Genomic DNA, 6,075 nt, shown 5'->3' with positions numbered 1-6,075 from the left:
GTCCGGGTGCGGGCGTCTTCGTCCGGACGCGCGAACCCTCGCCGGCGCGCGCCGTCGTTCTCGTGCGGCCAAGGCCCTCGAGCCGGGCCAGAAGCCAGGCGGCGACTTCCGCGTGGCCCGCCGAGGAGGCAACCTGGACGGCCGACGGGAGGCTGCGAGGCGTGAAGGTGTCCGGCCAGGCGGCGATGGTCGTGAGCTCGTCGATGAGCCCGTGGCGCGCCAGCGCCATGAGCAGCGCCTCGTTGTCCCGGGCGTCTGCGGGCGACAGCCGGGGCACCATGGCGCACAGCAGCTCGACGTCATCCTGAAGCCATGAGAGGGCCCGCAGGCGTCCCAGGAAGACGGAGGGCTCCTCTTGGCACACAAAGGCCACGATGGCGGGGCTCGCCTTGGGAACGATGAGGTTGCCCATGATGAGCTCGACGTTGGCGTCGCCCATGCCGCAGTCCCGGTGCAGCCTGAGAAGCTCGCGCGCGAGCCCAAGGCAGGTTCGCGCCGCCTCGGGCTGGTGACGTCCGGCGTGTCGCAGGGCGTGCCAAGCCTTGACGAGGCAGGCGCGCAGCAGGTCGTCGAAGACGACGGGGTCAAAGAGCCCCTCCCGGGCCAGCTGTAGCACCAGCTCGCAGGTGCGCTCCAGAGAGACCGCGGCGCGCCAGGGCGCCCCCGCGAGCTGCTCGGTGCCCGTGAAGTCCTCGAAGACCTCGGTCGAGACGGTGGGGTCCATGTTGTTGACGAAGAGGGTGGGGCTCTCGCGCGTCAGGTCAAAGCGGGTGAAGGTCGCCTCGTGGGGAAGCAGCCCGCGCGCCGCGCGCGGACGCCGGACGCCGCCCAGCAGGTCCTGGCGCTCATCTTTCAGAAGCCAGCGCGCCACGTCGCCCTGGGCGCAGCGCAGTGCGAGCGCGAGCGCCCAGCCGGTGTAGGCGAAGTCCCCGCGGACGTGCTCCCAGACCAGCTGTGCGGCGGCCCTGGGCCCAAAGGCGCAGGCCCGCTCCAGGAGGTCCACCGCCTCGAGGGCGCTCAGGTCGGCGGGGCCGGGAGCCGCGGCGAGCAGGCCGCGCAGGCGTTCGACGTCATGCGATGCCAGCGCCTGCCTCAGCGCACGAAGGCGCGAGAGATTCTTGTCGGGCTGGTCCATGCGCCCTCCTCTCACTGCGTAACTATGGCATAGTGAGAACTGCTGTGACAAATGGCCGTCGCCGACCGTCGGGAGGCATATCCGTGATACGGCTCGTGCTCTGTGACATGGACGGTACGCTGGTGCCCTTCGGCGCCAGCTCGCCGTCCGACCGAACGCTCCGGGCGCTGCGCTCCCTGGAGAAGACCGGCGTCGCGTTTGGCGTCGCGACGGGACGGGAGCCCGTTGACCTGCTGCGCTTCTTCAGGGGTGACGAGCGGTACCTTGACTCGGGCATCATGTCCAACGGCAAGATCATCCAATGGCGCGGGCGGCGCCTGTCCACGATCTACCTTGACCCTGCGATTCTCGACACGCTCGCCGACATCGCCCGTGAGGAGGAGGGCTGCGCCCTCAACGTCTATGTTCCCCGACAGCCTCGTGAGGGCGAGACGTTCTCCCTCTCGCGTCCCTGCTATCTGGGCCTGACGGACGCCGACATGCGTCGGGCCGTCGCGCTGACGGGCACGCTGCCGCCGGGGGACCTCATCGACGCCGTGCCCGACGTGCCCATCATGTCGGCGGGGTTCCTCTGCCTGGGCAACGGGCGCGAGCCTGCCGAGGAGCAGGCGTTGCGCATGCGACCGCTGCTGATCGAGGCGTGCCCCCAGGCGGACTTCCTGAGGCCGACCTCCCTGTTCTTTGACGTCCTGCCCCGGGGGTGGTCCAAGGCGAACGCCTTCGACCGCCTGTGCGAGGCATGCTCCATCGCCCCGGAGGAGGTCGTCTTCTTTGGGGACGCCGAGAACGACATCGCCATGCTGGGCAGGGTCCCCAACTCCTTCGTCGTGGCAAACGGCACGGACGAGGCGAAGACGGCCGCGCGTCACGTCATCGGCGACGCCGCGGACGACGCCGTCGCCAAGGTCGTCGAGGCCATCGCGCGCGCCGACGGCAGGCTTGACCTCGACGCGCTCGATGACGACGTCCTGGGAAGGACGGCGTAGGCGAGGCGTCCCGAACGTCTTCCCCCATGCCCGTCGCCCGGTCGAGCGGGCATGGGGCATGGGGCCTAGGACGCGGAGGCGTCGCCTGCGGGCACCTTGAGCATCATGACGAAGCCGATGACGAAGAGCACGACGATGGAGAAGACGCCCAGGTTGCTGTTGCCGGTGAGCTGAGTCATGAAGCCCACGATGAACGTCCCCATGATGGCCGCGTACTTGCCGAAGATGTCAAAGAAGCCAAAGTACTCGTTGGCGTGCTCCTTGGGGGCGAGCTTGCCAAACTCCGAGCGGCTGAGCGCCTGGATGCCGCCCTGGAAGAGGCCGACCATGATGGCGAGGAACCAGAACTCCAGGGCGCTCTTGAGAAAGAACGCCGCGAAGCAGGTGATGAAGGTGTAGCCGGCTATGCCCACGAGCAGCATCGTGCGCGTGCCGAGCCTGCCGCCGAGCTTGCCGTAGGCGATGGCGGAGGGAAAGGCCACGAACTGGGTCACGAGCAGGGCGAGGAGCAGCTGGGTCGAGTCAATCCCCAGGTTGGCGCCATAGCTCGTGGCGAGCTTGATGATGGTGTGGACGCCGTCGATGTAGAAGAAGTACGCGATGATATAAAAGCGCAGCTCGCGATTGGCCCAGATGTCCCTCAGCGTGCCCATGACGCCCCTGGCCGCCCTGGCGAGGGAGCCGTCCATGCGCGGCTTGAAGTGCCGCTGCTCCACGTTCTTGAGCAAGGGGATGGTAAAGGCGACCCACCAGGCGGCGGTGATCACGAAGGCGATCTGCATGGCCTGCTGCAGCCCCATGCCAAAGGGCCTCATGAGGACGACGAGCAGGCAGAGTATGAAGGGGATGACCGAGCCGATGTAGCCCCAGGCGTAGCCCTGGCTCGACACGTCGTCCATGCGCTCGTCGGAGGTGGTGTCCACCAGCAGGGCGTCATAGAAGACCATGGACGAGTTGAGCATGACCGACGACAGCACGTAGACCACGAGGAAGGCCATCGGGAGCGTGGGAAAGCCGAGGGCGACGGTGGCGACGACGCCGATTCCCACGGTGCCCACGATGAACCTCTTCTTCATGCCCTGCTGGTCGGCGATCGAGCCTAGGACGGGCATGAGCAGCGCGATCACGAGGGACGCCACCGTCTCGCCGTAGCTCCAGGCCACGAGCGCCGTGCCCTGCGCCGCCGGGTCGGCGGCCTTCACGAGCTGGTTGAAGTAGATGGGGATGAGCGTCGTGGCAAGCAGCACGAGGGCGGAGTTGCCCACGTCATACATGATCCAGCTCTTCTCGGCCCGGGTGAGCTTGGTGGTAGCCATGGGTGCGCCTTTCATGAGGACGACGTCGTCTTCGGTGAGCGTGCAAAGGCTCGTCCGTCGCGCCGTCGTCGGGCGGCGCCTGCGCGCGGCCGGATTTGCCGCTTGCATCACGAGTCCCAAACCAAGAACATGATACTGGTCGCCTACGCGAAGGAGCAAGCATGCCCGCCGTCTTGACGCACGATTTCTTTGGGAGGGACGCCTATCCTCTGGCCGCCGACGCCCTGGGGCTCCTCTCGCTTGCCCAGCACGACGCCTTCATGCTGGGCAGTCAGGGTCCCGACCCGCTCTTTTACCTACGGGTCGTGCCTCGCGTCAAGGCGCGGGACCTTGCGGGGGGCCAGATGCACCACCAGCGACCCGCGCTGCTGCTGGCGTCGCTGCATGACGCGCTGAGCATGCTGTCCCGTCCCGAGCGGGGCGTCGGCGTCGCCTACGCCGCCGGGTTCCTCTGCCACTATCTGCTGGACCGCAGCGTCCACCCCCTGGTGTTCTCGCAGGAGTACGGCATCTGCGACGTGGGCGTCGAGGGGCTTGACCGCTCCTGCGGCACCGTCGTCCACGCCGAGATCGAGCGCGACCTGGACGAGATGGTCCTCTTTGCCAAGACGGGGCAGACGGTCGAGGGCTACCAGCCCCACCGTCACGTCCTCGCCGCCGACGCGGACACGCTGCGCGTGATTGACAAGCTCTTCTTTTACATGAACCTCTGGACCTTCAGCAGGACCCTCTCGCTCGACTGCTACACCCGGGGCGTCAAGGCGTTCAGGCTGGCGCAGCGCGCGCTCTTCGCGTCGCGCGGCGGCAGGGGCCGCGTCCTCTGCGCGCTCGAGCGGCGTCTGGGGCACAGGCGCTACTCGCTCATCGGGGCCATGGCGCATCGGGCGCGCAAGGCCGACGCGTCGGCCTTCGCCAACGCCGGTCACGAGGCATGGATCGACCCCTTTACCGGCGCGCTCAGCAGCGAGGGCTTCTGGGACCGCTACGAGGGCGCCCTCGCCACGCTGCCCGACGCGCTTGACGCCTTCCTCGCCGCGGGATTTGACCTTGCCGCTGCGCGCGAGCTCACGGGAGACCTCAACTTCTCGGGCCAGCCCGTCGATCCCGACGCGCTGGACGACCCCGCCGAGCCTCGGCCGGGCGTCACGCTGGGCGGGCCCGAGGTCCTGCCGGGGTGGGCGTGCGGGCGGTGAGCGAGGTCTCTGAGGCCACGCGTCACGTGATGCAGGCGAACAGGAGCAAGAACACGCGACCCGAGCTGATGGTTCGCGAGGCGCTGCGCGCGGCGGGGCTGGGGGGTTATCGCCTTCATTGGCGCAAGGCCGCCGGCAGCCCCGACATCTGCTACCCGGGCAGGCGCCTGGCCATCTTCGTCAACGGCTGCTTCTGGCACCGCTGTCCCCACTGCGGCCCCTCGCGACCGCGCACCAACGTCGAGTTCTGGGAGGCAAAGTTCGCCCGCAATCGCGCCCGTGACGCATCCAACCAGGGTCGGCTCGTCAGGGAGGGATGGACCGTGGCCGTCGTGTGGGAATGCCGCCTTAGGGAGGAGCTGCGCCCGCGCGCCATGGAGGAGCTCGTCGCGCTGGTGCGCTCCTGCGAGACGGCCCGTCAGTTCGGGCGCTTCGTTGAGATCGGGTCGATGAGGCCCTGGCGGCTGCGCGTGACGCACGAGCGTCTTTCCCGGGCGCGCCGCAGGTAGCCGTTGCCTGGCCGAGGGCCCCTCGGCTGGCCCGCGTCGGCGTGCAGGCCTCGCAAAAGCTTGCTATCCTTACAGGGCCGCGGCGCGAGGAGTCGCGCGACATGACGGGCGCGGCGAGAGGGAGGTCCCATGGCAACGTATGCGTTCTCTGACGTGCACGGTCATCGCGCGCCCCTCGAGCGCCTGCTGGAGCGCGTCGCACCCTCTGACGACGACACCATCTTCATGCTGGGAGACATGGTGGACCGCGGTCCCGACCCGGTGGGCGTCATGCGCCTGTGTCGATCTCTCAAGGGGGCCCAGGTGCTCATGGGCAACCACGAGGACCTCATGATGTCCTACGTCACATCGGGCGGATCGGCGGTCGCCCAGCTCAACTGGGAGATCAACGGCTCCCACACGACGCTCGCGGGTCTGGAGGCGTTGGGCGAGCCCGACCGTCTCGACCTGCTCGACTGGGTCTTCAACCTCCCCCTGTGCGGGGTGTGCGAGCTGGAGGGCCGCCTCTTCGTGCTGGTGCACGCCGGCATCCGCCCCCTCGCCCCCGCCACGGTCGTCCCGGCGTCCCTTACGCCCGAGACGCTGGCGCGCCTCCTTGACGACCAGGACGCCGAGGACCTCATGTGGATACGGGAGGAGTTCTGGTCCCGTCCGACGGGCCTGGTGGACGAGCAGGGCAGGGGCGCCGTCGTCATCGCCGGGCATACGCCCGCCGTCTATCTCACGCGCATGGCCGACCACCTTGAGCGCGAGCCCGTGGACGCCGACGGCCTCTGCCGGCAGGTTCGCGCGGGCGGCCAGCCTCAGACGGGCGGGGTCTGGGACCGCTGGGACATTGACGCGGGCGCCGCCGGCGGCGCGGGCTTTGGCCAGGTGTCCCTGCTGCGCCTTGATGACGGCGCCGAGTTCTACGAGCGTATCGCGGAGGGGGAGTAG

Annotated in this window: 5 protein-coding genes and 1 pseudogene; 4 read left to right on the top strand and 2 right to left on the bottom strand. The window is 68.7% G+C overall.

Features of this window, described 5'->3' with window-relative positions; translation table 11 throughout:
• Positions 1–1,135, bottom strand: a pseudogene (locus BN3001_RS01190) (DUF2201 family putative metallopeptidase); the annotation flags it as partial.
• An 83-nt stretch (positions 1,136–1,218) separates the two neighbouring features.
• Here BN3001_RS01190 and BN3001_RS01185 point away from each other — a divergent pair.
• Positions 1,219–2,121, top strand: a complete 903-nt coding sequence (locus tag BN3001_RS01185; RefSeq protein WP_058270001.1) for an HAD hydrolase family protein — start codon at positions 1,219–1,221, stop codon at positions 2,119–2,121.
• Positions 2,122–2,186: 65 nt separating this feature from the next.
• Here BN3001_RS01185 and BN3001_RS01180 read toward each other — a convergent pair whose 3' ends face one another.
• Entirely contained in the window at positions 2,187–3,437 is a 1,251-nt protein-coding gene (locus tag BN3001_RS01180; RefSeq protein ID WP_058270000.1) for an MFS transporter, read from the bottom strand.
• A gap of 161 nt (positions 3,438–3,598) precedes the next feature.
• Between BN3001_RS01180 and BN3001_RS01175 the strand changes: the two genes are divergently transcribed.
• The 3 genes from BN3001_RS01175 to BN3001_RS01165 all read left to right on the top strand — a co-directional run bounded on the left by BN3001_RS01175 (position 3,599) and on the right by BN3001_RS01165 (position 6,075).
• Complete coding sequence (locus BN3001_RS01175) at positions 3,599–4,630, top strand: hypothetical protein (RefSeq protein ID WP_058269999.1); 1,032 nt, start codon at positions 3,599–3,601, stop codon at positions 4,628–4,630.
• Positions 4,627–5,139, top strand: a complete 513-nt coding sequence (locus tag BN3001_RS01170) for a very short patch repair endonuclease (protein WP_235815001.1) — start codon at positions 4,627–4,629, stop codon at positions 5,137–5,139. The genes BN3001_RS01175 and BN3001_RS01170 overlap by 4 nt, the downstream gene beginning before the upstream one ends.
• Positions 5,140–5,268: 129 nt before the next feature.
• Positions 5,269–6,075, top strand: a complete 807-nt coding sequence (locus tag BN3001_RS01165; protein ID WP_058269997.1) for a metallophosphoesterase family protein — start codon at positions 5,269–5,271, stop codon at positions 6,073–6,075.

The organism is Olsenella massiliensis, assembly GCF_001457795.1.
GTDB lineage: Bacteria > Actinomycetota > Coriobacteriia > Coriobacteriales > Atopobiaceae > Olsenella_F > Olsenella_F massiliensis.
Note: the sequence above shows the minus strand (reverse complement) of the source record. Positions and strands in the feature narration are given on the sequence as shown.